Origin of the sequence: Geodermatophilus obscurus, from assembly GCF_900143215.1 — a bacterium.
In the GTDB taxonomy this organism is placed as follows: domain Bacteria; phylum Actinomycetota; class Actinomycetes; order Mycobacteriales; family Geodermatophilaceae; genus Geodermatophilus; species Geodermatophilus obscurus_A.
The window spans coordinates 158,078-179,489 of record NZ_FRDM01000008.1; the positions used below are offsets into that span (position 1 = coordinate 158,078).

Annotated in this window: 20 protein-coding genes; 4 read left to right on the forward strand and 16 right to left on the reverse strand. The window is 75.2% G+C overall.

The window, feature by feature from the left end:
- From trpB to BUB17_RS10645, 11 genes are all read right to left on the reverse strand, one after another.
- Positions 1-1,350 (reverse strand): tryptophan synthase subunit beta, encoded by a 1,350-nt coding sequence (gene trpB, locus BUB17_RS10590; RefSeq protein ID WP_072917673.1) that lies wholly within the window; start codon positions 1,348-1,350, stop codon positions 1-3.
- 253 nt (positions 1,351-1,603) lie between these two features.
- A complete protein-coding gene (trpC, locus tag BUB17_RS10600) occupies positions 1,604-2,413 on the reverse strand; it encodes an indole-3-glycerol phosphate synthase TrpC (protein WP_083606245.1) in 810 nt (269 codons plus the stop codon).
- 177 nt (positions 2,414-2,590) lie between these two features.
- Complete coding sequence (locus BUB17_RS10605) at positions 2,591-3,199, reverse strand: Trp biosynthesis-associated membrane protein (RefSeq protein WP_244277125.1); 609 nt, start codon at positions 3,197-3,199, stop codon at positions 2,591-2,593.
- Positions 3,196-4,692: an anthranilate synthase component I gene (locus BUB17_RS10610; protein WP_072917682.1), complete on the reverse strand. Its 1,497-nt coding sequence runs from the start codon at positions 4,690-4,692 to the stop codon at positions 3,196-3,198. The genes BUB17_RS10605 and BUB17_RS10610 overlap by 4 nt, the downstream gene beginning before the upstream one ends.
- The gene (gene hisI, locus BUB17_RS10615) at positions 4,679-5,053 is read right to left on the reverse strand and encodes a phosphoribosyl-AMP cyclohydrolase (protein WP_041242359.1); all 375 of its coding nucleotides are present in this window, start codon (positions 5,051-5,053) and stop codon (positions 4,679-4,681) included. The genes BUB17_RS10610 and hisI overlap by 14 nt, the downstream gene beginning before the upstream one ends.
- Positions 5,054-5,088: 35 nt before the next feature.
- Complete coding sequence (locus tag BUB17_RS10620) at positions 5,089-5,727, reverse strand: hypothetical protein (RefSeq protein WP_141242979.1); 639 nt, start codon at positions 5,725-5,727, stop codon at positions 5,089-5,091.
- A 103-nt stretch (positions 5,728-5,830) separates the two neighbouring features.
- Complete coding sequence (locus BUB17_RS10625) at positions 5,831-7,483, reverse strand: FAD-binding dehydrogenase (protein ID WP_072917691.1); 1,653 nt, start codon at positions 7,481-7,483, stop codon at positions 5,831-5,833.
- A gap of 86 nt (positions 7,484-7,569) precedes the next feature.
- Positions 7,570-8,070 (reverse strand): hypothetical protein, encoded by a 501-nt coding sequence (locus BUB17_RS10630; protein ID WP_141242980.1) that lies wholly within the window; start codon positions 8,068-8,070, stop codon positions 7,570-7,572.
- Between the two features lie 92 nt (positions 8,071-8,162).
- Positions 8,163-8,612 carry a hypothetical protein gene (locus BUB17_RS10635; RefSeq protein WP_141242981.1) on the reverse strand — a complete coding sequence of 150 codons (450 nt, stop codon included), beginning with the start codon at positions 8,610-8,612 and terminating at the stop codon, positions 8,163-8,165.
- Between the two features lie 375 nt (positions 8,613-8,987).
- Positions 8,988-10,799, reverse strand: a complete 1,812-nt coding sequence (locus BUB17_RS10640) for an ABC transporter ATP-binding protein (protein ID WP_072917699.1) — start codon at positions 10,797-10,799, stop codon at positions 8,988-8,990.
- On the reverse strand, positions 10,796-12,586 hold the full coding sequence (locus BUB17_RS10645) for an ABC transporter ATP-binding protein (RefSeq protein ID WP_244277127.1): 1,791 nt from the start codon (positions 12,584-12,586) through the stop codon (positions 10,796-10,798). Before BUB17_RS10645 ends, BUB17_RS10640 begins: the two co-directional genes overlap by 4 nt.
- Before the next feature lie 103 nt (positions 12,587-12,689).
- On the opposite strand from BUB17_RS10645, the gene BUB17_RS10650 reads away from it, so the two are divergent.
- Positions 12,690-13,313 (forward strand): TIGR03085 family metal-binding protein, encoded by a 624-nt coding sequence (locus BUB17_RS10650; protein WP_072917702.1) that lies wholly within the window; start codon positions 12,690-12,692, stop codon positions 13,311-13,313.
- 263 nt (positions 13,314-13,576) lie between these two features.
- Here BUB17_RS10650 and hisF read toward each other — a convergent pair whose 3' ends face one another.
- From hisF to priA, 3 genes are read right to left on the reverse strand one after another with little or no spacing between them, the layout of a single operon-like run.
- On the reverse strand, positions 13,577-14,371 hold the full coding sequence (gene hisF / locus BUB17_RS10655) for an imidazole glycerol phosphate synthase subunit HisF (RefSeq protein ID WP_072917704.1): 795 nt from the start codon (positions 14,369-14,371) through the stop codon (positions 13,577-13,579).
- Complete coding sequence (locus BUB17_RS10660; protein ID WP_072917707.1) at positions 14,368-14,760, reverse strand: RidA family protein; 393 nt, start codon at positions 14,758-14,760, stop codon at positions 14,368-14,370. The genes hisF and BUB17_RS10660 overlap by 4 nt, the downstream gene beginning before the upstream one ends.
- Positions 14,757-15,491 carry a bifunctional 1-(5-phosphoribosyl)-5-((5-phosphoribosylamino)methylideneamino)imidazole-4-carboxamide isomerase/phosphoribosylanthranilate isomerase PriA gene (gene priA, locus BUB17_RS10665; RefSeq protein ID WP_072917709.1) on the reverse strand — a complete coding sequence of 245 codons (735 nt, stop codon included), beginning with the start codon at positions 15,489-15,491 and terminating at the stop codon, positions 14,757-14,759. Before priA ends, BUB17_RS10660 begins: the two co-directional genes overlap by 4 nt.
- Positions 15,492-15,660: 169 nt before the next feature.
- On the opposite strand from priA, the gene BUB17_RS10670 reads away from it, so the two are divergent.
- Positions 15,661-16,260 carry a nitroreductase family protein gene (locus BUB17_RS10670; protein WP_072917712.1) on the forward strand — a complete coding sequence of 200 codons (600 nt, stop codon included), beginning with the start codon at positions 15,661-15,663 and terminating at the stop codon, positions 16,258-16,260.
- Between the two features lie 49 nt (positions 16,261-16,309).
- Here the strand turns inward: BUB17_RS10670 and BUB17_RS10675 are convergent, their stop codons facing one another.
- Positions 16,310-18,448 (reverse strand): hypothetical protein, encoded by a 2,139-nt coding sequence (locus BUB17_RS10675; RefSeq protein ID WP_072917715.1) that lies wholly within the window; start codon positions 18,446-18,448, stop codon positions 16,310-16,312.
- Positions 18,449-18,696: 248 nt separating this feature from the next.
- Here BUB17_RS10675 and BUB17_RS10680 point away from each other — a divergent pair, with 248 nt between their 5' ends.
- Both BUB17_RS10680 and BUB17_RS10685 read left to right on the forward strand, forming a co-directional pair.
- Positions 18,697-19,452 (forward strand): SDR family NAD(P)-dependent oxidoreductase, encoded by a 756-nt coding sequence (locus BUB17_RS10680; protein ID WP_072917717.1) that lies wholly within the window; start codon positions 18,697-18,699, stop codon positions 19,450-19,452.
- 14 nt (positions 19,453-19,466) lie between these two features.
- On the forward strand, positions 19,467-20,513 hold the full coding sequence (locus tag BUB17_RS10685; protein WP_141242984.1) for a molybdopterin-dependent oxidoreductase: 1,047 nt from the start codon (positions 19,467-19,469) through the stop codon (positions 20,511-20,513).
- Position 20,514: 1 nt separating this feature from the next.
- On the opposite strand, the gene hisH is transcribed toward BUB17_RS10685, so the two are convergent.
- Entirely contained in the window at positions 20,515-21,153 is a 639-nt protein-coding gene (hisH, locus tag BUB17_RS10690) for an imidazole glycerol phosphate synthase subunit HisH (protein ID WP_072917722.1), read from the reverse strand.
- Positions 21,154-21,412: the final 259 nt, after the last annotated feature.

Genomic DNA, 21,412 nt, shown 5'->3' on the forward strand with positions numbered 1-21,412 from the left:
TCACGCCGACTCCCCCGCGTCCTGCCCGGCGACCGCGTCGCCGGAGGTGACCGCGCCCTCGAGGGGCTGCTGGTCGGTGTCCATGCCGGCGCCGGGCTCGACGTGCTCGCGGTCGCCGAGGCCGAACCAGCGCGACGCCGTCTCGACGTCCTTGTCGCCGCGGCCGGAGAGGTTGACCAGCAGCAGTGCCTCCGGCCCCAGCTCGCGGCCCATCACCAGCGCCCCGGCCAGGGCGTGCGCCGACTCGATCGCCGGGATGATGCCCTCGGTGCGGCACAGCAGCGCGAAGGCCTCCATGGCCTCGGCGTCGGTGACCGCCCGGTACTCCGCCCGGCCGATGTCGTGCAGGTGGGAGTGCTCGGGCCCCACGCCCGGGTAGTCCAGCCCGGCGCTGATCGAGTGCGACTCGATGGTCTGGCCGTTCTCGTCCTGCAGGAGGTACGAGCGGGCGCCGTGCAGCACCCCCGGCGTCCCGCCGGTGATGGTGGCCGCGTGCCGGCCGGTGCCCACGCCGTCCCCGCCGGCCTCCAGGCCGACCAGGCGGACGCCGTCGTCGGGGACGAAGGCGGTGAAGATGCCGATGGCGTTGGAGCCGCCGCCCACGCAGGCCAGGACGGCGTCGGGCAGCCGGCCCAGCCGCTCGAGCACCTGGGCGCGCGCCTCGTCGCCGATGACCCGCTGGAAGTCGCGGACCATCTCCGGGAACGGGTGCGGGCCGGCGACGGTGCCGAAGACGTAGTTCGTCGTCTCGACGTTGGTGACCCAGTCGCGGAAGGCCTCGTTGATGGCGTCCTTGAGGGTGCGCGAGCCGGTGGTGACCGGGACGACCTCGGCGCCGAGCAACCGCATCCGGGCGACGTTGAGCGCCTGGCGGCGGGTGTCCTCCTCGCCCATGTAGATGGTGCAGGACAGCCCCATGAGCGCGGCCGCGGTGGCGGTCGCGACGCCGTGCTGCCCGGCGCCGGTCTCGGCGATGACCCGCTGCTTGCCGATCCGCCTGGTGAGCAAGGCCTGGCCCAGCACGTTGTTGATCTTGTGCGATCCGGTGTGGTTGAGGTCCTCGCGCTTGAGCCAGATGCGCGCCCCGCCGGCGTGCTCGGCGAACCTCGGCACCTCGGTGATCGGGCTGGGCCGGCCGGTGTAGTCGCGCTGCAGCGCGGCGAACTCCTCGATGAAGGCCGGGTCGACGCGCATCGCGCGGTAGGCCTCGGTGAGCTCGTCGAGGGCGGCGATCAGCGCCTCCGGCACGAACCGCCCACCGAAGACCCCGAAGTGGCCGGTGGCGTCGGGCCAGCCCGGCTGCGCCGGCTCGAGTCGCGTTTCCGGCGGGGAGACGGCGCTCGTGGTCATGGCCCCAGTGTCCCGCGTCCGGGCGCCGGGGTGGTGGGGTGGGTCGGCAACACGCTGGTGGGGTGGGTCGGCAACACGCTGGTGGGGTGGGTCGGCAACACGCTGGTGGAGTGCTCAGCGCACCGGCGGTCGGGCTCCGGCCGCTGTCGCGCCGCTGCCCCCGCACTCGCACCGGTGCAGCAGCGCCGACGCGCAGGCAACCGCGCGGGAGTCGCTCGGTCCGAGCCGGGCGACGCCGGCTGAGGCGGACCGCTCAGCGAGGGGTGCGCGGAGTGGCCGGGTGCGCGCCGGCGGTGACCAGGTCGGCGACCGCCTGGCGGGCGTCGCCGGCGGTGACCAGGCCCTCGCCGACGAGCACGGCGTCGGCGCCGGCCGCCGCGTAGGAGATGAGGTCGTGCGGCCCGCGGACGCCGGACTCGGCGACCTTGACGACCTCCGACGGCAGCCCGGGGGCGATCCGCTCGAAGGTGGAGCGGTCGACCTGCAGCGTGGTGAGGTCGCGGGCGTTGACGCCGATCACCGCGGCGCCGGCGGACAGCGCGCGGTCGGCCTCGGCCTCGGTGTGCACCTCGACCAGCGCGGTCATGCCCAGCGACTCGACCCGCTCCAGCAGACCGAGCAGCGCGTTCTGCTCCAGTGCGGCCACGATCAGCAGGACGACGTCCGCCCCGTGGGCGCGCGCCTCGTGCACCTGGTAGCTGGTGACGACGAAGTCCTTGCACAGCACCGGGACGTCGACGGCCGCGCGGACGGCGGCGAGGTCGGCCTGGCCGCCGCCGAAGCGGCGCCGCTCGGTGAGCACGCTGATCACCCGCGCGCCGCCGTCGGCGTACTGCCGGGCCAGCACCGCGGGGTCGGGGATGTCGGCGAGCGCGCCCTTGGAGGGGCTCTGCCGCTTCACCTCGGCGATGACGCCGACACCGGGCGCACGCAGCGCGGCGAGGGCGTCGAGGGGCGGGCGGGCGTCCCGGGCGGCGGCCTTGACCTCCGCCAGCGGGGTGGTCGCCTCACGGGCCGCCAGCTCCTCACGGACGCCGGCGACGATCTCGTCGAGCACGGACACGAGTCCTCCCCGCTGCTGCTCGTCAACCGCCCACCGGGCCAGGAGAACCACCCACCGGGCGCGGCCCGGGCCGGGCCTCGATCCGTGGAGCCACTCTAGAGGCGGCGGACCCGCCGACTGCCCGCGGGGGCGGCCGGACACCCCGGACGGGGGTGTGGACCGGGCGGTCCGGGGTACTCAGCGCTGTTCGCCGGGCTCCTCCGTGGGGTCCTCCCCCCGGTCGAGCGCCCGCCAGGCGTCCAGCGCGCGGTCCTCGTCGGTCTGCCGGCGGACGGGTGTCGCGACCGCGGCGGCGGCGCGCTCGTAGCGGCGTCCCATGCCCGGCCAGCTCGAGCCGCGCAGCACGGTCAGCAGGCCGGCCGCCACCGCCAGCAGCCCGGCGACCAGGACGAGCACCGGCCAGGCGGCGGACACCTCGGCCGTGAGCGTGCTCCCCGGCGTCCCGCTGGTCACCACCCCGGTCGCCGTGACGTCCAGGTCGGTGAGCAGCGTGCGCAGGCCCGACCAGCCGAGCGCTCCCCCGGCGACCGCGGCCAGCAACCCGACCAGGACGCGGCCGGCACCGTGGACGGCGACCAGCGCCACCGCGGCCGCCAGCAGCACCAGCCCGCCGGCCGGGACCAGCGGTGCGAGCTCCGCACCGGCCAGCTGTTCGGTGACCGGTGGCAGCGGCTCGGGTCGTTCGACGGTCGCGGTCACCCAGATCTGGCCGCCGGCGGACAGCGCCAGGCCCCCGGCCGCGGCGAGCCCGACGACGGCCGCGGCCATCTCGCGGCGGTCGCTCACGGTAGCTCCCGCATCCCCTCCGCCGTCGCGATCGCCGACAGCACCGCCCGGGCCTTGTGCCGGGTCTCGGCCTCCTCGGTGGCGGGGTCGCTGTCGGCGACGATCCCCGCGCCGGCCTGCACGTAGGCCCGCCCCTGGTGCAGCACCGCCGTCCGGATCGCGATCGCCATGTCCAGGTCGCCGCCGGCGTCGAGGTAGCCGACGGTGCCGGCGTACAGCGCCCGCCGGGTGGGCTCCAACGATTCGATGATCTCCATCGCGCGCGGCTTGGGCGCCCCGGAGACGGTCCCGGCGGGGAAGGTCGCGTCGAAGACGTCCAGGGCGTCCCACTGCGGGGCGACCTCGCCGGCCACGGTCGACACCAGGTGCATGACGTGGCTGTAGTGCTCGACGCGCATGAAGTCGGGCACCTCGACCGAGCCCGGCACGCAGACCCGCCCCAGGTCGTTGCGGGCCAGGTCGACGAGCATCACGTGCTCGGCGCGCTCCTTGGGGTCGGCGAGCAGGCCCTCGGCCAGCCGCACGTCCTCCTCCGGGGTCGCGCCGCGCGGCCGGGTGCCGGCCGGCGGGTGCACGACGGCCGAGCTGCCGGTCACCGTGACCAGCGCCTCCGGCGAGGAGCCGACGACGTCGAACGGCGACTCCCTACCGGCGAAGCGCAGCAGGTACATGTAGGGCGAGGGGTTGGTCGCCCGCAGCACCCGGTAGAGGTCCAGCGCCTCGACCTCGGTGGGCACCTCGAAGCGCTGCGAGAGCACCACCTGGAAGGCGTCGCCGGCCCGGATGTGCTCGCGCACCCGCTCCACGCCGTCCGCGAAGACGCCCGGCGCCATGTTGCTCCGCACCGGCGGCGGCGCGGCGGTCGCGAAGGTGGCCACCCCGGGGGGCGCGGCCTTGGCCAGGTCGGCGGCCATCGCGTCGAGCCGGGTCACCGCGTCGTCGTAGCCCTCGGCCCCGCACACCGCGTTGGCGATGAGCAGCACCGTGCCGTCGTGGTGGTCGAGCACCGCGAGGTCGGTGACCAGCATGAGCGCGAGCTCGGGCATGCCGAGGTCGTCGGCGGCGGTGACCGGCAGCCGCTCCAGCCGCCGGACGACGTCGTAGCCGAGGTAGCCGACCAGGCCGCCGGTCAGCCGGGGCAGGTCGGCGGTGCGCGGCGAGCGCAGCCGGCGGGCCAGCGTGCGGACGGCGGCCAGCGGATCCCCGGGCAGGTCGTCGGTGAGGCCGGGCAGCTCCTCCCCCAGCCACAGCGCGGCGCCGTCCCGCTCGGTGAGCACCCCGGCACTGCGGACGCCGACGAAGCTGTACCGGCTCCACTGCTTGCCCTGCTCGGCGGACTCCAGCAGCACCGTGCCCGGCCGGTTGCCGGCGAGCTTGCGGTAGATGCCGACCGCGGTCTCGCCGTCGGCCAGCAGCCGCCGGGTGACCGGGACCATCGGCTGGTCGAGGGCCGAGAACTCCTCCGGCGACGGGGTGGTCTCACCGAGCCGCACGAGTGACCTCCAGCTCGCGGTGGAAGCAGGAGCGCTCGCCGGTGTGGCAGGCCGGCCCCTCCTGGTCGACGAGCACCAGCAGCGCGTCGCCGTCGCAGTCCAGGCGGACGTCGCGGACCCACTGGCGGTGCCCGGAGGTCTCCCCCTTCACCCAGTACTCGCGCCGGCTGCGCGACCAGTAGGTGGCCCGGCCGGTGGTGAGGGTACGGCGCAGCGCCTCGTCGTCCATCCAGGCGACCATGAGCACCTCACCGGTGTCGTGCTGCTGGACGACGGCGGCGACCAGCCCGGCGGGGTCACGGCGCAGGAGTGCGGCGACCGCGGGGTCCAGGGCGGACTCGGCGGCGGGGACGGCGGACACGGTCCGATCGTCCCACCCGCGGCCGACCGGCCGGGTCACCGGTGCGGCGTCGTCCTCCCGTCGGGGCGGCCCGCGAACCACGCCCGGGCGGGCCGGCCCACCGACAGCCCCAGCGCGACGGCCGGCCCCGCGGCGAAGCAGACGACGAGGAACAGCAGCACCCCCGACGCCGAGCCGAAGGCGCCCAGCAGGCGCGCCGCCCAGTAGACGGCCAGTGCCAGCTGCAGCGCGAACGCGGCTGCCAGCGTCCAGCGGGCGAGGGCGCGGCGGCTGGTGAGCGCCAGGACCCCGGCGGCCACCAGCAGGACCACCGAGAACAGCTGCACGAGGGAGAGCACGCCCGCCTCGGCGGCGAGGGCCGCGCCGTCGGCCGGGAACCCGGGCTCGTCGGCGGCCATCGAGAACACCGTTCCCAGCAGCTGCAGGTAGGCGGTCGCCAGGGCCACCGCCGCGGCCTGCACGAGGGCGAGGACCGCGGCAGCGATCACCTGTCCCGGCCGCTGCGGCCGCGCGGGGGCCGGCGGCCACGGCTGCGGCCACGCCGTTCCGTACGGGGCCGGCGGCGGCCAGCCGGGAGCCGGCCGGTACGGCGCCGTGGTCGGCGGCCCCGCGTACGGCGCGCCGGGCTGCGTCTCCGTGGCCGGGTCGGCCCAGGGGCTCGGGGACGTGCTCACCGGGTCCATCGTCCGACTCCGCACTCGATCCGCTCCTCGGTCGCTGTCCCCCGCAAGCGGGAGATGCCGCCAGCCCGCGGCGATCCTCCCTCGCGCGTCGTTCTCACAGCGCGGCCGCGAGCGCCCGGCCGACGACCCGGCCGGAGAACAGGCAGCCGCCCAGGAAGGTGCCCTCCAGCGAGCGGTAGCCGTGCATGCCGCCGCCGCCGAAGCCCGCGACCTCGCCCGCTGCGTAGAGGCCGGGGAAGACCGCACCGCCGGCCTGCAGCACGCGGCCGGAGAGGTCGGTCTCCAACCCGCCGAGGGTCTTGCGGGTGATCAGGTTGAGCCGGACGGCGATCAGCGGCCCGGCCTCGGGGTCGAGCAGCCGGTGCGGCGGGGCCACCCGGATCAGCCTGTCGCCGAGGTAGCTGCGCGCGCCGCGGATCGCGGTCAACTGCATGTCCTTGGTGAAGGGGTGGGCGACCTCGCGGTCGCGGGCCACCACCTCGCGCTCGACGTCGGCCAGCCGCAGCTCGGGGGTGCCGTCGGTGACCCGGTTCATGCCGGCGAACAGCTCGGGCAGGGTGCGGGCGACGACGAAGTCCTCCCCCTTGTCGAGGAAGGCCTGCACGGGTGCGGCGACGCCGGCCTTGACCCGGCCGAGCAGCAGCTTGACGTCCTTGCCGGTGAGGTCGGGGTTCTGCTCGGAGCCCGACAGCGCGAACTCCTTCTCGACGATCTTGTGCGTGGCGACGAACCAGGTGTGCTCGTACCCGGTCTGCCCGATGTGGGCCAGCGTGCCGAGGGTGTCGAAGCCGGGGAACAGCGGCACCGGGAGCCGCTTGCCGGTCGCGTCGAGCCACAGCGACGACGGCCCGGGCAGGATCCGGATGCCGTGCCGCTGCCAGACCGGCGAGTGGTGGGCGATGCCCTCGGTGTAGTGCCACATCCGGTCGCGGTTGATCAGGCTCGCCCCGGCGGCCTCGGTCGCCTGCAGCATCAGGCCGTCGACGTGCGCGGGGACGCCGGAGAGCAGCCGCTGCGGCGCCGGGCCCAGGCGGGCGGGCCAGTTCTGCCGGACCAGGTCGTGGTTGCCCCCGATGCCGCCGGAGGCGACGACGACGGCCTGCGCCGAGACCTCGAACTCGCCGACCGCGGTGCGCGAGCTGGCCTCGCCGCGCGCGACGTCGGCGGGCTCGAGGACGGTGCCGCGGACGCCGGTGACCGCGCCGCCGCTGACGACGAGCTCGTCGACGCGGTGGCGGAACCGCATCTGCAGCACCCCGCGGTCGGAGGCGCCCCAGACCCGGCGGGCGAAGGGGTCGACGATGCCCGGCCCGGTGCCCCAGACGATGTGGAACCGCGGCACCGAGTTGCCGTGGCCGGTGGCGGTGTACCCGCCGCGCTCGGCCCAGCCGACCACCGGGAAGAACCCGATGCCCTGCTCGCGCAGCCACGCCCGCTTCTCCCCTGCGGCGAACTGCAGGTAGGCCTCGGCCCACTGGCGCGGCCAGCGGTCCTCCTGTCGGTCGAAGCCGGCGCTGCCGAACCAGTCCTGGCGGGCGAGCTCGAGCGAGTCGTGCACCCGCAGCCGTCGCTGCTCGGGCGAGTCGACGAGGAACAGCCCCCCGAAGGACCACCAGGCCTGTCCGCCCAGGGAGTGCTCGGGCTCCTGGTCGAGCAGCACCACCCGCTTGCCCGCATCGGCCAGTTCCGCGACGGCGACCAGCCCGGCCAGCCCCGCTCCCACCACGACGACGTCGGTGTCGATCACGTCACTCCTCGCTGGCGCTCGTCGCCGACGTGATCGGCGATGCCGTGTCCATGCGTGACCTCGCGAGCTCGGTCACGTTCTGCACGCTAGCCGCTGCGTTGCGTCCGACGACCTCGCTCGGGGGTCCGCGTCGCCCGGGCAGGGCGGGTCCACTCCCGGACCGGGCGACGGACGGCGAGCACCAGGCACCCGACCGGCCCGACGAGCAGCAGCAGCGCCTGCCCGGCCACCGCACCGAGGCCGAGCACGCCGAACAGCACGGCGGCGCCCAGCAGGCAGAGCACCAGGACGACGCTGACGACGGCCAGCAGACCCCACGCCCGCGCGCGCCCGAGGGCGACGAGCACCGCGCCGGCCACGGCGAGCACGGCGAGCACCGCGAGGACGACGACGGACCAGGACGTCGCCACCTCCGGGTCGCGCAGCAGCCAGGCCAGCCAGAGGTACTCGGCGGCGACCAGGACGCCGAAGACGGCCGCGAACGGGGCGAGCACCGGCCGTCCGGCCGGTGGCGGCGGCTGCTGCCGGGGCGCCGCCCGCGGCGAGCGACGCGCCGCCGCCCGGCTGCGGGAGGAGGACGACGCCATGGCCGGCAGCGTAGGAGAAGGGCCCCCTTGCCCCCCACCACTCGCAAGCTCGTGGCGGGACCCTGCAAGGGGGCCCACTCGGCTGGACGTCGTCAGCGGGTGCGGCGCGGCCGTGCGGTCACCCAGCGACGCACCCGCGGGGTGGCGGCCAGCACCCCGGCGAGCACCGGGGCCACCAGGAGCAGCAGCGGCCAGCCGGGGCTGCCGGCGTCCTCGGTGCCGGTGGCGGCCCACACCACGGCGCCGGTCAGCACCGCGACCGGGACGACCGCGAGCACCAGCAGCAGCCACCCGCGGCGGGCCAGCAGCCAGACCGCGCCCCACACCTGCAGGACCGGGGCGAGCAGCAGCAGGTAGGTCCACGGGTCGGGCCCGGCGTCCGCGCTGAGCCCGCCGAGCGCCACGGCGATGACGGCGAGGAAGGCCGGCGGCAGGGCGCCGACGAAGCCGAGGACGGCGGCGACGAGGCCGAGCGGCGGCATGCGCGCGTCCGGCGGGGGCAGCTCGGCTGCCGGACGACCGCGGTCGCGGGGTGTGGCCACGCCCGCAGGTTAGGCCGCCCGGACCTGGTGAGGCGGCCCGCCGGCGCGCACGGCACGGCCGCCGCCACCCACCGTCGGGAGCTCGGCGTGAGCGCCGGACCGGCTGCCGTCGGCGAGATCGCCGGCCAGGCCCCCAGGGACTGCAGGACGACCAGCCCGGCACTGCCGTGACCGGGGAGGGAGCTGGACACGGCGATGGCGACACACGGCGATGGCGACACACGGCGATGGCGACACACGGCGATGGCGACGAGCCTTCCGAGGATCTGTGCCGAGGGCGGCGACCACGTCGCGAGGACGGCGGTCAGCAGCCGAGCCGCGGGACGTCGTCGCCTGGAACGCCCTGCAGCGCGTCACGGGCGACGACGGCGCGCGTCAGGCCGTCGGCTGGGGCTCCCCGGCCGAGGAGCGGCGCCAGGAGGCGTGCAGCCGCGCGTAGGGGCCGTCGGCGTCCACCAGCTCAGCGTGCGACCCGCGCTGCACCACCCGGCCGGCGTCGACGACGAGCACCTCGTCGGCCCGCTCGGCGGTGGAGAGCCGGTGGGCGATGGTGAGCGTCGTCCGGCCGTCGGTGAGCCGGTCGAGGGCGTGGGTGAGACGGCGCTCGGTGGCCGGGTCGACGGCGCTGGTGGCCTCGTCGAGGACGAGCAGGTCGGGGTCGGCGACGTAGGCGCGGGCCACGGCGACCAGCTGCCGCTCCCCCGCCGACAGCGACTCCCCGCGCTGGCCCACGCGCGTGGCCACGCCGTCGGCCAGCCCGGCCACCCAGTCGCCCAGCCCAAGCTCCTGGAAGGCGGCGTGCACGGCGGCGTCGGTCAGCCCCGGCCGCCCGTAGCGCACGTTGTCGGCCACCGTGGCGTCGAAGAGGAAGCCGTCCTGCGGCACCATCACCACCCGCTGGCGGAGCGAGGCGAAGGCGACCTGCTCCAGGGGGATCCCGGCGAGCAGCACGCGGCCCTCGGTGGGGTCCATGAGCCGGGTGACCAGCTTGGCGAACGTCGTCTTCCCCGAGCCGGTCTCACCGACGACGGCGACCCGGCGGCGCGGCGCGATCTGCAGGTCGACGTCCTGGAGCGCCGGGGGCGCGCCCGGCGCGTACCGGAAGGTGACGTGCTCGAACCGCACGCCCAGCGGCGTGTGCGGCAGCTCCCGCGCCGTGGTCGGGTCGGTGACGGCGGGGTCGCGCACGTCGGGCTCGGTCTCCAGCACGTCGAGCACCCGGCGGAACCCGGCGACCGCGTTCTGCGCCTCGTTGAGCACCTCGCTGGCGGTCTGCACCGGCGAGACGAACAGCGTGACGAGGAACAGGAACGCCACCAGGGTGCCGGGCGTGAGGTCGCCGTCGAGGCCGAGCAGGACGCCCGCGACGACCACCGCGACGTTGGCGACCGCGGCGACGAACTCACCGCTGACGAAGACCGCCGCGGTGACCCGCTGGGCCCGGACCTGAGCCCGGTAGTGCCGGTCGATGGCCCGGTCCAGCCGGGCGGCGGTGCGCTCGCGGATGCCGTAGGCGCGCACGGTGGGAGCCCCGACGACGGACTCCGAGACGGCGGCCAGCACGTCGCCGACCCGCTCCCGGACGACGCCGTGGACGACGGCCAGCCGCGCGGCGAAGAACCGGACGGCGATCGCCAGCGGCACGAAGCAGACCAGCACCACCAGGGTCAGCTGCCAGGAGTAGACCGCCATGACGACCGTGGCCACCAGCAGCTGCCCGAGGCTGACCACGCCCAGCACGCCGCCCCACTGCATGAAGGTGGAGAGCTGGTCGACGTCGCTGGTGACCCGGGAGACCAGCGAGCCGCGGCGCTGCCCCTGCTGGTGCAGCACCGAGAGGTCGTGCACGTGCCGGAACGCCCGCACCCGCAGCCCGGCCAGCGCGGTCTCCGTCGTGCGGAACAGCCGGACGTTCATCCGGTAGACCGCGACGACGGTCAGCAACACGACGACCGCGCACACCAGGACGACGTTCCGGACCAGGTCGAGGTCCGGCCCGCCGGGGCCGGCGAGGCCGCGGTCGATGACCTGCTGGACGGCGATCGGCACGACCACCCGGCCGGCTGTCGCCATCAGCGCCAGGGCGAAGGTGGCCGGGAGGCCGCGGCGGAACTCCGGCATCATCCGCAGGCCGCGGCGCAGGGTGGCGACGGCGCCCTCGTTCCGGTGCTCGACCAGCGCCGTCACGCCGCCACCTCGGTCTGCGCGTAGGCCCGCACCAGCGCGGCGTACCCGGGCACCTCGGCCAGTAGCTGCTCGTGCCTGCCGCGGGCGAGCACCCGGCCACCCTCCAGCCACACGACCTCGTCGGCCAGCGCGATGGTGGCCTGCCGGTAGGCGACCACGACGACCGTGGAGGGCCGCTCGGCACGGTTGGCGGGATGCTCGCGCAGGGCGTCGAGGATGCGGGCCTCGACGGCGGGGTCGACCGCGCTGGTCGCGTCGTCGAGCACCAGCAGCCGCGGACGGCGGACCACCGCGCGGGCCAGCGCGATCCGCTGCCGCTGGCCGCCCGACAGCGTGGCGCCGCGCTCGCCGACCCGGGTGTCCAACCCCTCGGGCAGCCGGCGCACCACGTCGTCGACCGCGGCGACCTGCAGCGCCGCCCACACCTCGTCGTCGGGGACGTCGGCCCCGAGGGTGACGTTGCCGCGCACCGTGTCGTCGAAGAGGAAGGTGCCCTGCGGGACGAACGCCGCCTGGGCGCTGACCTCGCCCTCGCGCAGCGCGCGCAGGTCCACCCCGTCGAGCAGCACCTCGCCGGTGGCCGGGTCGACCAGCCGGACGAGCAGGCCGGCGAGCGTCGACTTGCCCGACCCGGTCGGCCCGACGACGGCGACCGTGCTGCCCGGCGCGACGTCGAAGGTGATGCCCGACAGCGTCGGGCGGACCGCGCCCTCGAAGCCGTAGTCGACCCCGCGCAGACCCAGCCCCGCACCGCCGGTGCCCGCGGCCGCTGGCTCGGTGCCGTGCGGGGTCTCGCCGGTCGCGTCGAGCACCGGCGTCACCCGGTCGAAGCCGGCCAGCGCGCGCGGCAGGTCGGCGAGCACCCAGCCGATGGCGCGGATCGGCAGCGCCAGCAGGGTGAACAGGTAGGCGATGGAGACCAGGGCGCCGGCGTCGGTCGCGCCGTCGGCGACGCGGGAGGCACCGATGAGCAGCACGGCGAGGGTGCCCAGGTTGGGCAGCGCCTCCATCAGCGGGTCGAACAGCCCGCGCACCCGGCCGACCGCGACCAGCCCGTCGCGCAACTCGTCGGCGCGCGCGGTGAACCGGCGGGTCTCGACGTCCTCCCGGCCGAGGGTCTTCACGACCAGCGCTGCGTCGAAGCTCTCGTGGGCGATCTCGCTGACCTCCGCGCGCAGCTGCTGGGCGCGCCGCATCCGCGGGCTCATCGCCTGCGAGTAGACGGCGTTGACCACGAACACCAGCGGGAAGACGACCAGCCCGACCACCGCCAGCCACGGGTCGGTGGCGACCAGCACGGCCACGGTGATGCCGATCATCACGACCGCACCACAGGCGAAGGGCAGCGGCGCGACGAAGAACCAGGCGGCCTCGACGTCGGAGTTGGCGTTGGACAGCAGCTGCCCGGTCGGGTGCCGCTGGTGCCAGGACAGCGGCAGCCGCAGGTACTGACCGGTGACGCGGCGGCGGTAGGCGGCCTGCAGCCGGTAGCCCATGACGCCGGCGAACAACCGCCGGCCGAGGATGCCGAGGATCTTGAGGACGGCGACGCCGAGGATGGCGGCCGCGGCCAGGGCGAGCGCGCCGGCGGAGGTCACGCCGTCGTCCAGGGCGGGGAGGACGACGCGGTCGGTGATCTCCCCGAGCACGTAGGCGCTGGCGACGGTCATGGCGCCGTAGAGGCTGCTGGCGAGGAAGGCCAGGGTGAACATGCCCGGCTGCTCGACGATCGCGCGGCCGACGTGGCGCATCCCTCGCCGGACGACGGCGTCTCGGCGGCGGGGCACAGGTCTCCTCGGTGGTCGTGCGGGGCGGTGCTCCGACTGTACTTAGGAGAGCTAAGGAGCCGCCTCCGGTTTCCCGGGTCCGCCCCGTCGGTAACCCCGCCCGGTGACCACCTCTTCCCGGCCCCTGGCCGCACGCGAGCGCGCGGCGCTCGCCGACCTCCTCGAGGAGCTGGGGCCGGACGCGCCCACCTGCTGCGAGGGCTGGACGACGGCGCACCTGGCCGCGCACCTCGTCACCCGGGACCGCCGTCCGGACACCACGCCCGGTTACGCGCTCGAGTCCACGCGGATCGGCCGGCCGCTGGCCGCCTGGTCGCACCGCGCGGAGGACCGCCTGCGCGCCGGCACCCGCTACGCCGACCTGGTCGCCCGGGTGCGCTCCGGGCCGCCGCGCTGGCTGCCGGCCGCGTGGCCGCCGGTGTCGGCGGTGGTCGACACGGCGGAGTACGTGATCCACCACGAGGACGTCCGCCGGGCTCGAACAGGCTGGACCCCCCGTGCGCTCCCGCGGGAGGTGCAGGACCGGCTCTGGGGCAACGTCGTCCTCTTCGGCCGGCTCGCCGCCGGCCGGGTGCCGGGCGCGCTGGTGCTGCGCCGCAGCGACGTCCCGGGGGTGGAGCGGCGCTACGGCAGCGGGACGCCGGAGACGGTGGTGGCGGGCGAGCCGCTGGAGCTGCTGCTGTGGAGCAGCGGGCGCCGGGACGTCGCCCGCGTCACGACCGGCTGAGCGGGGGCCGCCCGGCGTCAGCTCCGGCGTGGTCGGGGCACCTGCCCGGACGGCGCGATGTTCTGGTTGAGGCAGAACAGGTTGTCCGGGTCGTAGCGGTCTCGGAACCCGTGCCGGCGCACCGCCACCGGGGACCAGGAGGACCTGCGTCGACGGCGAGGGCACTCCAGCCGTCCGCGTCGCCGCTGCCTCGACCGCCTCGTCGGGCCGCTCCCGCAGTAAGTCCGCCAACGTCCGGGGTGCAGGAGTGTCCTCGGGACTGCCTACGGCAGCGGGTGGTCGGTCTCCCGGCGGACGGGGACGCCGGCGTCGCCGAGGGCGGCCTTGACGTCGCCGATGCGGAGCTTGCCGAAGTGGAAGACGGTCGCGGCGAGCACCGCGTCGGCCCCGGCCTCGACCGCGGGCGGGAAGTGCGCGGTCTCCCCCGCCCCGCCGCTGGCGATGACCGGCACGGTGACCTCGCGGCGCACCGCCCGGATCAGCTCGAGGTCGAAGCCGGCCTCGGTCCCGTCGGCGTCCATCGAGTTGAGCAGCACCTCGCCGACGCCGCGCTCGGCGGCCTGCACGACCCACTCCACGGCGTCCCGGCCGGTGCCGCGCCGCCCGCCGTGCGTGGTGATCTCGAAGCCCGAGTCGGTGACCGCGCCGTCCCGGGTGCGCCGGGCGTCGAGGGAGAGGACGAGCACCTGATTGCCGAAGCGGTCGCTGATCTCGCTGATCAGCTCCGGCCGGGCGACGGCGGCGGTGTTGACCGCGACCTTGTCCGCGCCGGCCCGCAGCAGCCGGTCGACGTCGGTCACCGTGCGCACCCCGCCGCCGACGGTGAGCGGGATGAACACGCTCTCCGCGGTCCGGCGGACGACGTCGTAGGTGGTCTCCCGGTTCCCGGAGCTGGCGGTGATGTCGAGGAAGGTGAGCTCGTCGGCGCCCTCGGCGTCGTAGACCCGGGCCATCTCCACCGGGTCGCCGGCGTCGCGCAGGTCGACGAAGTTGACGCCCTTGACGACCCGGCCGGCGTCGACGTCCAGGCACGGGATCACCCGCACCGCGAGGCTCATGCCGGCACCGCCCGGACCGCGTCGGCCTCGATCTCCACCAGCATCGCGGGGTCGATGAGCGCGGCCACCTGCACCATCGAGGTCGCCGGCCGGATCTCGTCGAAGACCTCGCCGTGGGCCCGGCCGACCTCCTCCCAGCGGGAGATGTCGGTGACGTACAGCCGGGTGCGGACGACGTCGGCGAGGGTGAAGCCGGCCCGCTCCAGTGCCCCGGCCAGGGTGGCCAGCGCCTGGCGGGTCTGCGCCCCCGCGTCGCCCGGGTGCGCGACGACCCCGTCGACGGTCGCGGTGGTGCCGCTGACCCAGGCCATGTCGCCGTGGACGACGACGCGGCTGTAGCCGACGACCGCCTCCCAGGGCGCGTCGGAGCCGAACCGGACGACGCTCACGACGCGAGCTCCTCGGTGACCCGCATCGCCTCCGGCAGCGTGAACGCCCCCGCGTACAGGGCCTTGCCGACGATCGCGCCCTCGACGCCGACGGCGGTGAGCCCGGCCAGCGCCCGGATGTCCTCGAGCGAGCTCACCCCGCCGGAGGCGACCACCGGGCGGTCGGTGGCCGCGCAGACCTCGCGGAGCAGGTCGAGGTTGGGGCCGCGCAACGTGCCGTCCTTGGTGATGTCGGTGACGACGTAGCGCGCGCAGCCCTCCGCGTCGAGGCGGGCGAGGGTCTCGTAGAGCTCGCCGCCCTCGCGGGTCCAGCCGCGGGCGGCCAGCCGCGTGCCGCGGACGTCGAGGCCGACGGCGATCCGGTCGCCGTGCTCGGCGATGGCGCGGGCGCACCACTCGGGCGACTCCAGCGCGGCGGTGCCGAGGTTGACCCGCCGGCAGCCGGTGGCCAGGGCCGCGGCGAGCGACTCGTCGTCCCGGATGCCGCCGGAGAGCTCCACGTCGACGTCCAGCTCGCCGACCACGCGGGCCAGCAGGTCGCGGTTGCTGCCCCGGCCGAAGGCGGCGTCGAGGTCGACCAGGTGCACCCACTCCGCGCCGTCCCGCTGCCACTGCCGCGCGGCGTCCAGCGGGTCGCCGTAGGAGGTCTCGCTGCCGGCCTCCCCCTGCACCAGTCGGACGGCCTGGCCGTCGGCGACGTCGACGGCGGGGAGCAGCTGCAGCTTCGGCACGCTCCACAGCCTAGGGACCTCCTCGCGGTGGCCCGCGTCACCGGCACGGACGGCTCAGCGGTGGTCCGTGGCGCCGCCGAGCCGGTCCCGCAGGAAGTCCGGGTGGCCTCCGTTCCACGGATCGGGCGGCCCGGGCACCGGCGTTCCCGCAGAGTGACAAGGTGGCCGGGTGGAGTTCGCTGACGTCGTCCGCCGGCGGCGCATGGTGCGCGACTACGACCCCGACCGACCGGTGCCGCCCGAGGTGCGCGAGCGGCTGCTGGAACACGCGCTGCGCGCGCCGTCGGCCGGGTTCACCCAGGGCTGGGCGTTCCTGGTGCTGGAGGACGGCGCCGACCGCGAGCTGTTCTGGTCGGTGACGGCGTCCGAGGACGCCCCGGACGGCTGGCTGACCCGGATGCGGCGGGCGCCGCTGCTGGTGGTGCCGCTGTCGTCGAAGGCGGCGTACCTGGAGCGCTACGCCGAGCCGGACAAGGGCTGGACCGACCGGGACGAGGCCCGCTGGCCGGTCCCCTACTGGGACGTCGACGCGGGCATGGCCGCCCTGCTGGTGTTGCTCACCGCTGTCGACGAGGGGCTGGGCGCGTGCTTCTTCGGCGTCCCGGCCGAACGGGTGGACGCCCTCCGCGCGGCGTTCGGCGTCCCGGCTACCCACCGGCCGGTCGGCGTGGTGTCGGTCGGCTACCCCGGCGCGGAGGACCGCCGGTCGCCGTCCCTGCGGCGCGGCCGGCGCGGCGTCGACGAGGTCGTGCACCGCGGGCGGTGGTGACCGGTCGCGGTGCACGACCTGAGCCCGTTCCAGATGGGTCCGCGTCCGCCTATGCGCAGCTGGCCTTCATCCCGTCGTACTGGGCCCGGTTTGCGTCGAACTGCGGGGACTCTCTCCGACCTGTCTCGAGGGACGCCCTCCCGCGCGCGACCGCCTCGCCCGGCTGGATGCGGCCCTCGTGCAGATCGTCCATCACCTGAGTGTGCTCAGCGAGCGCGTTCACGATGGCCTGCGCGTGGGTCAGGGTTCGGTCGATCTCCGGGACCCGGTCCAGGCACGGGGCGTTCCTGGTGGGTGCCAGCTGAGCCGCGCTGCCGCCGCACTCGTCCTTCACCGCCTGGTAGTCCTGCAGCTCCTGAGCGTAGGACCCCGACTCCCGGGCTCCCCGGACGAGCGACGGCAGCCCCTCGCGCATCGCCTCGTCGACGGAGAGCTCACCGTCCACGAGCCTGTCCATCACGGCGGTGTGCTCGGCCAGGGCGGACTCGACGTTGGCGGCGTACTGGAGGGTCTCGTCGGCCCGCGCGAAGACCTCGGTGCAGGCGCTGACCACCCCGGGCTCCGGGGGAAGGGCGATGGCCCGGGTCGACACCGGCGCCTGGTCGACGGCTCCTGCCGAGGGCTCCTCGGGCGGCAACAGGGAGACCATCCGCGTCGCCTGGACGCCGGTCACGCCGTAGTAGTCCGCCATTCGGCGGCCGTACTCAGCCATCCCGCGGTGGGGCTCCTCGTCGGGCTCGTACCACACGCCCGGGCAGACGACCGTCGGATCCTGTCGGATCACGTCGTCCTCGTCGGTCCCGGCAAGTCGATCGGACCCGCTCAAGCACACCACCAGGTACGGGTACTCGAAGACCTGCTCCCTGTAGCGCTCACTGAGCACCCGGATGACGTTCACGGATTGGGTACCGAGGGTGAGCTCGGAGATGGCTCCCTGTGACCCGACCCGCCACTCGGTGACCTCGTAGCGGTCCGGGAAGCCCCGGGGCCGCCTCGTATCCGCACGGTCCTGGCTCTCGCCGACACTTTCCCGGGCATGGGCTACTTGCTCGGGACGGTGGGTCTCCTCGTCCAGGATGAGGCGCTCCCCCTTGGCGACCGACAATCCCACCCTGAGCTCGAGCTGGTCCTCGTTGAGCTCCTTGGCGTTCGGGACGTACACCAGGAAGGAGCTGGCGTACTCCTCCTCGGGTTCTAGATAGGTGCCGTCCGGTACGGCTTTTCCGAGCTCCAGGACCTCGGCCCTCTCCCCGAGAGCGAACTGCCGGTATCGCGAGATGGCCCAGTCGTCCTGCGCCTGCACGTCGTCGTTGTGGAATTCCTTGTACTGACGCACCCAGAGCGCCTCCGGGCTCGACGTGCACTCGGGGTCCTGCACCGGGGACAACTGCTCGTACCAGCACGCCGAGTCCATGCTGAGTTCCTCCGTGGTGGCCTCGGGGGCAGGCGGGTCCCGTGGCTCCACGGGCAGCCGCACCACGCTGTAGATCGAGGCCAGGATCTGCACCCTGGTCTCGCTGGGGTTCTTGATCCGGTACTCCGCCGCAAACACCCGGGGGTACGCCAGGCCATCGGGCAGCTGCCCCTCCGGGATCGCCTCGGCCGGTCGGACCTGCTCCTCGATCTCCGTCTGGATCGTCAGGGTGGCACCGACCTCCCCCGGGAGGTACTGCTGCTCGTACCACCACTGCAGGCCTCCGCCGAGGAGCGCGAGCACGCTGACCCCCGACACCAGCGGCTTCACCAGTGGTCCGACCTCGGCCTGGCGTGCGGCCGTGCTCCTGGTGCCGTGCCAGGCCGAGAGGCAGGCACCCACGGACGCCACCGCGATAGCGGCCCACAGGGACGCTTTGGGGACATCCAGGCGCTGCGGCGCCCGGATCTGCATGAGGAACAGGTAGGCGCCCACCAGGAAGCCGGCGACCCCCGCGAGCACCGCGCTCGCCCGGGCGGCCGTTCTGCGCCATGTCCGGACGGCGAGACACGCGGCAGCCCCGAGCAGCGTGAGCCCGGCCACCGCGAAGACGGCGCCGAGGACCTGGGCCTGGACTCGGGGAGCGGTCAACAGGTCCGTGATGCCGAACCACGTGGTAAAGGCCCCGATGAGCGTGAACGGCACGGCCCCCATGGCTGCGAACAACCACTCCGGCTCGCCCGACCGCAGCCGTCGGAGATCGAAAGGTGCCATCTCCTCACCTCGTCCCGCCCTGGACCAAGACCTGGGACGCGACCCGGACGCCGGCCCCCCCGTTCCGGGACACGCGCTCAGGACCATGCTGTCGAGACGTAGAGGCTCGTCGAATACGCACTGATACGTACCGCGGCGCAGTGTGGCTCGGGCAGGGATCCGATGCGCTTCGGTGCGGATCCCGACCCCCGCTGGACCACCGCGTGGGACGTGCAGGAGGTCCGGTCGAGGCTGGTTGACTGCCGGCCGTGAGCGACTCCCGCGCCGTCCTGGTCACCGGTGGGTCACGCGGCATCGGCCGCGCGATCGCGCACGCCTTCGCCGCCACGGGCGACCGCGTCGCGGTGCACTGGGGCGCCTCCCGCGAGCGCGCCGAGGCGGTGCTCGCCGAACTCCCCGGCGACGGGCACGTGCTGGTGCAGGCCGACCTGGCCGACGCCGACGCGGTGGGACGCATGGTCGACGAGGCCGCTGCGGCGCTGGGCCGGCTCGACGTGCTGGTCAACAACGCCGGCGTCTTCACCGCCCACCCACCGCTGTCGTCGTCCTACGAGGAGTGGCAGGCGGCGTGGTCCCGGACGCTGGCGGTCAACCTCCTCGGGGCGGCCAACGCCACCTTCCGCGCGGTGCCGCACCTGGTCGCCGCCGGCGGGGGTGCGGTGGTGAACGTCTCCAGCCGCGGCGCGTTCCGCGGCGAGCCGGACACCCCGGCCTACGGCGCGTCCAAGGCCGGGCTCAACGCCTTCGGCCAATCGATGGCGATCGCGCTGGCGCCGCACGGCATCTCGGTGGGCACCGTGGCGCCGGGCTTCGTGCAGACCGAGATGGCCCGCGAGGTGCTCGACGGACCGGGTGGGGACGCCGTCCGCGCGCAGTCGCCCTACGGCCGGGTGGCCCACCCGGAGGAAGTCGCCTCGGCGGTGCTGTGGCTGGCCTCCCCCGGTGCACGTTTCAGCACCGGGACGATCATCGACGTCAACGGCGCCTCCTACCTGCGCAGCTGACGCACACTCGGGGCGTGGCCCTGACATTGCCCTGCCGTGCGGGCCGGCGCACCAACGTGGGCCTGCTCGCGCTGCTCCTGCTCGCCGGGGGCACCGGCGTCCTGGCCTTCGCCGTCGGGTCGCCCGGTCCGGCGCGGCTGGTGGTCGCGGCGCACGGGGCGGCCGGGCTCGGGCTGCTGCTGCTCGTCCCGTGGAAGGCCGTCGTCGTCCGGCGGTCCTGGCGCCGTCCCGCCGGGACCCGCGGCAGCGGCGGCGTCTCGCTCGGGGTCGCGACCCTCCTGACGCTGCTCACCGGCGTCCTGCACGCGGGAGGGGGAACCGGGCCGTGGTCGTGGTCGGCCGGCGTCCCGGTGCTGCACCTGCACGTCGCCCTCGGCGTGGCCACCGGCGCGCTGCTCGCCGTCCACGCGTGGGGACGGCGGCAGCGGCCGCGGGCCACCGACCTCGACCGCCGGGGGCTGCTGCGAGTGGGGGCGCTGGGCGCCGGCGCGGTGGCGCTGTGGGGTGCCGGCGAGGGGCTGTGGCGGCTGACCGGCGCACCGGGCGCGGCGCGCCGGGCCACGGGCTCGTTCGAGCGCGGCACCGACGACCCGGCGGCGATGCCGGTCACCCAGTGGATCGCCGACCCTGTGCCGGACTCCCCCGCTGACGTGTTGGTGCTGTCCGCTCCCGGTCGGCAGGTGCGGGTGCCGGTCGCCGACCTCGACCGCGGGGACGTCGTCCGCGCGGCGCTCGACTGCACCGGCGGCTGGTACGCCGTCCAGGACTGGCGCGGCGTCCGGCTGGACCGGCTGCTCGCCTCCCTGGACCGGGAGCTGCCGGCGGACGGGGCGGTCGACGTCGTCTCGGTCACCGGGTTCCGGCGCCGGCTGCCGCTGTCCGAGGCGGGCGGGCTCCTGCTGGCCACCCACGCCGCGGGCCGGCCGCTGTCGCCGGGACACGGCGCCCCGGTGCGGCTGGTGGCCCCGGGACGGCGGGGCTTCTGGTGGGTGAAGTGGGTGGCGCGGGTCGAGGTCGTCGACGCGCCGTGGTGGCTGCAGTCGCCGTTCCCGCTGCAGTGAGTCAGCTCAGGGTCTGCAGCCAGTTGGTGAGCAGCTGGGCGCCGGCGTCCCCGGACTTCTCCGGGTGGAACTGGGTGGCCGACAGCGCGCCGTTCTCCACCCCGGCGACGAACCGGTCGCCGTGCTCGGCCCAGGTGACCAGCGGCGGGGCCAGCGGGGACGGCGCCCCCTCGGAGCCCAGCGGGAAGTTGCGGACTCCGTAGGAGTGCACGAAGTAGAAGCGCTGGTCCGCGAGCCCGTCGAACAGCACCGTCTTCTCGGGCGCCTGCACGGTGTTCCAGCCCATGTGCGGCAGCACCGGGGCCTGCAACTGCTCCACCACGCCGGGCCACTCGCCGCAGCCCTCGGCGTCCTGGCCGTGCTCCACGCCGCGCTCGAAGAGGACCTGCATGCCCACGCACACGCCCAGCACCGGCCGGCCGCCGGCCAGCCGGCGGCCGATCACCCGCGGCCCGTCGACGGCCCTGAGGCCCTGCATGCACGCGGCGAAGGCGCCCACCCCGGGGACGACGAGGCCGTCGGCCTCCAGCGCGGCGTGCGGGTCGCCGGTCACCGTGACGTCGGCGCCGACCCGGGTCAGCGCGCGTTCGGCCGAGCGGAGGTTGCCCGAGCCGTAGTCCAGGACGACGACCTTCTTCACGGATGCCACGGTACGTGGGAGCGGTCGCGCGCCCGTCGGGATTCCCGCAGGTGAGGTGGCGGACGTCGCATGGGCCAGGTGGGCAGCGGGCTCCACCGCCCTCCGCGTTCGCCACTCTCCGCCACCCTCGTGTCAAGGCCTCCTCTCCATCTGTGGACAAGCCGTTGAGCTGCGGATTCGGGATGAGTGACGTCCCCGGGCTCGCTAGGCTTCGAACAGGTGATCGAGTCGGTGGGGAGGTGTCGTGGACGACCTGTTG

Excerpts from the sequence above, each read along its gene's own strand:
- BUB17_RS10675 (WP_072917715.1), bottom strand. The coding sequence starts at position 18,448 with ATGGCACCTTTCGATCTCCGACGGCTGCGGTCGGGCGAGCCGGAGTGG.
- BUB17_RS10630 (WP_141242980.1), bottom strand. The coding sequence starts at position 8,070 with ATGGCGTCGTCCTCCTCCCGCAGCCGGGCGGCGGCGCGTCGCTCGCCG.
- hisF (WP_072917704.1), bottom strand. The coding sequence starts at position 14,371 with ATGAGCCTCGCGGTGCGGGTGATCCCGTGCCTGGACGTCGACGCCGGC.
- trpB (WP_072917673.1), bottom strand. The coding sequence starts at position 1,350 with ATGACCACGAGCGCCGTCTCCCCGCCGGAAACGCGACTCGAGCCGGCG.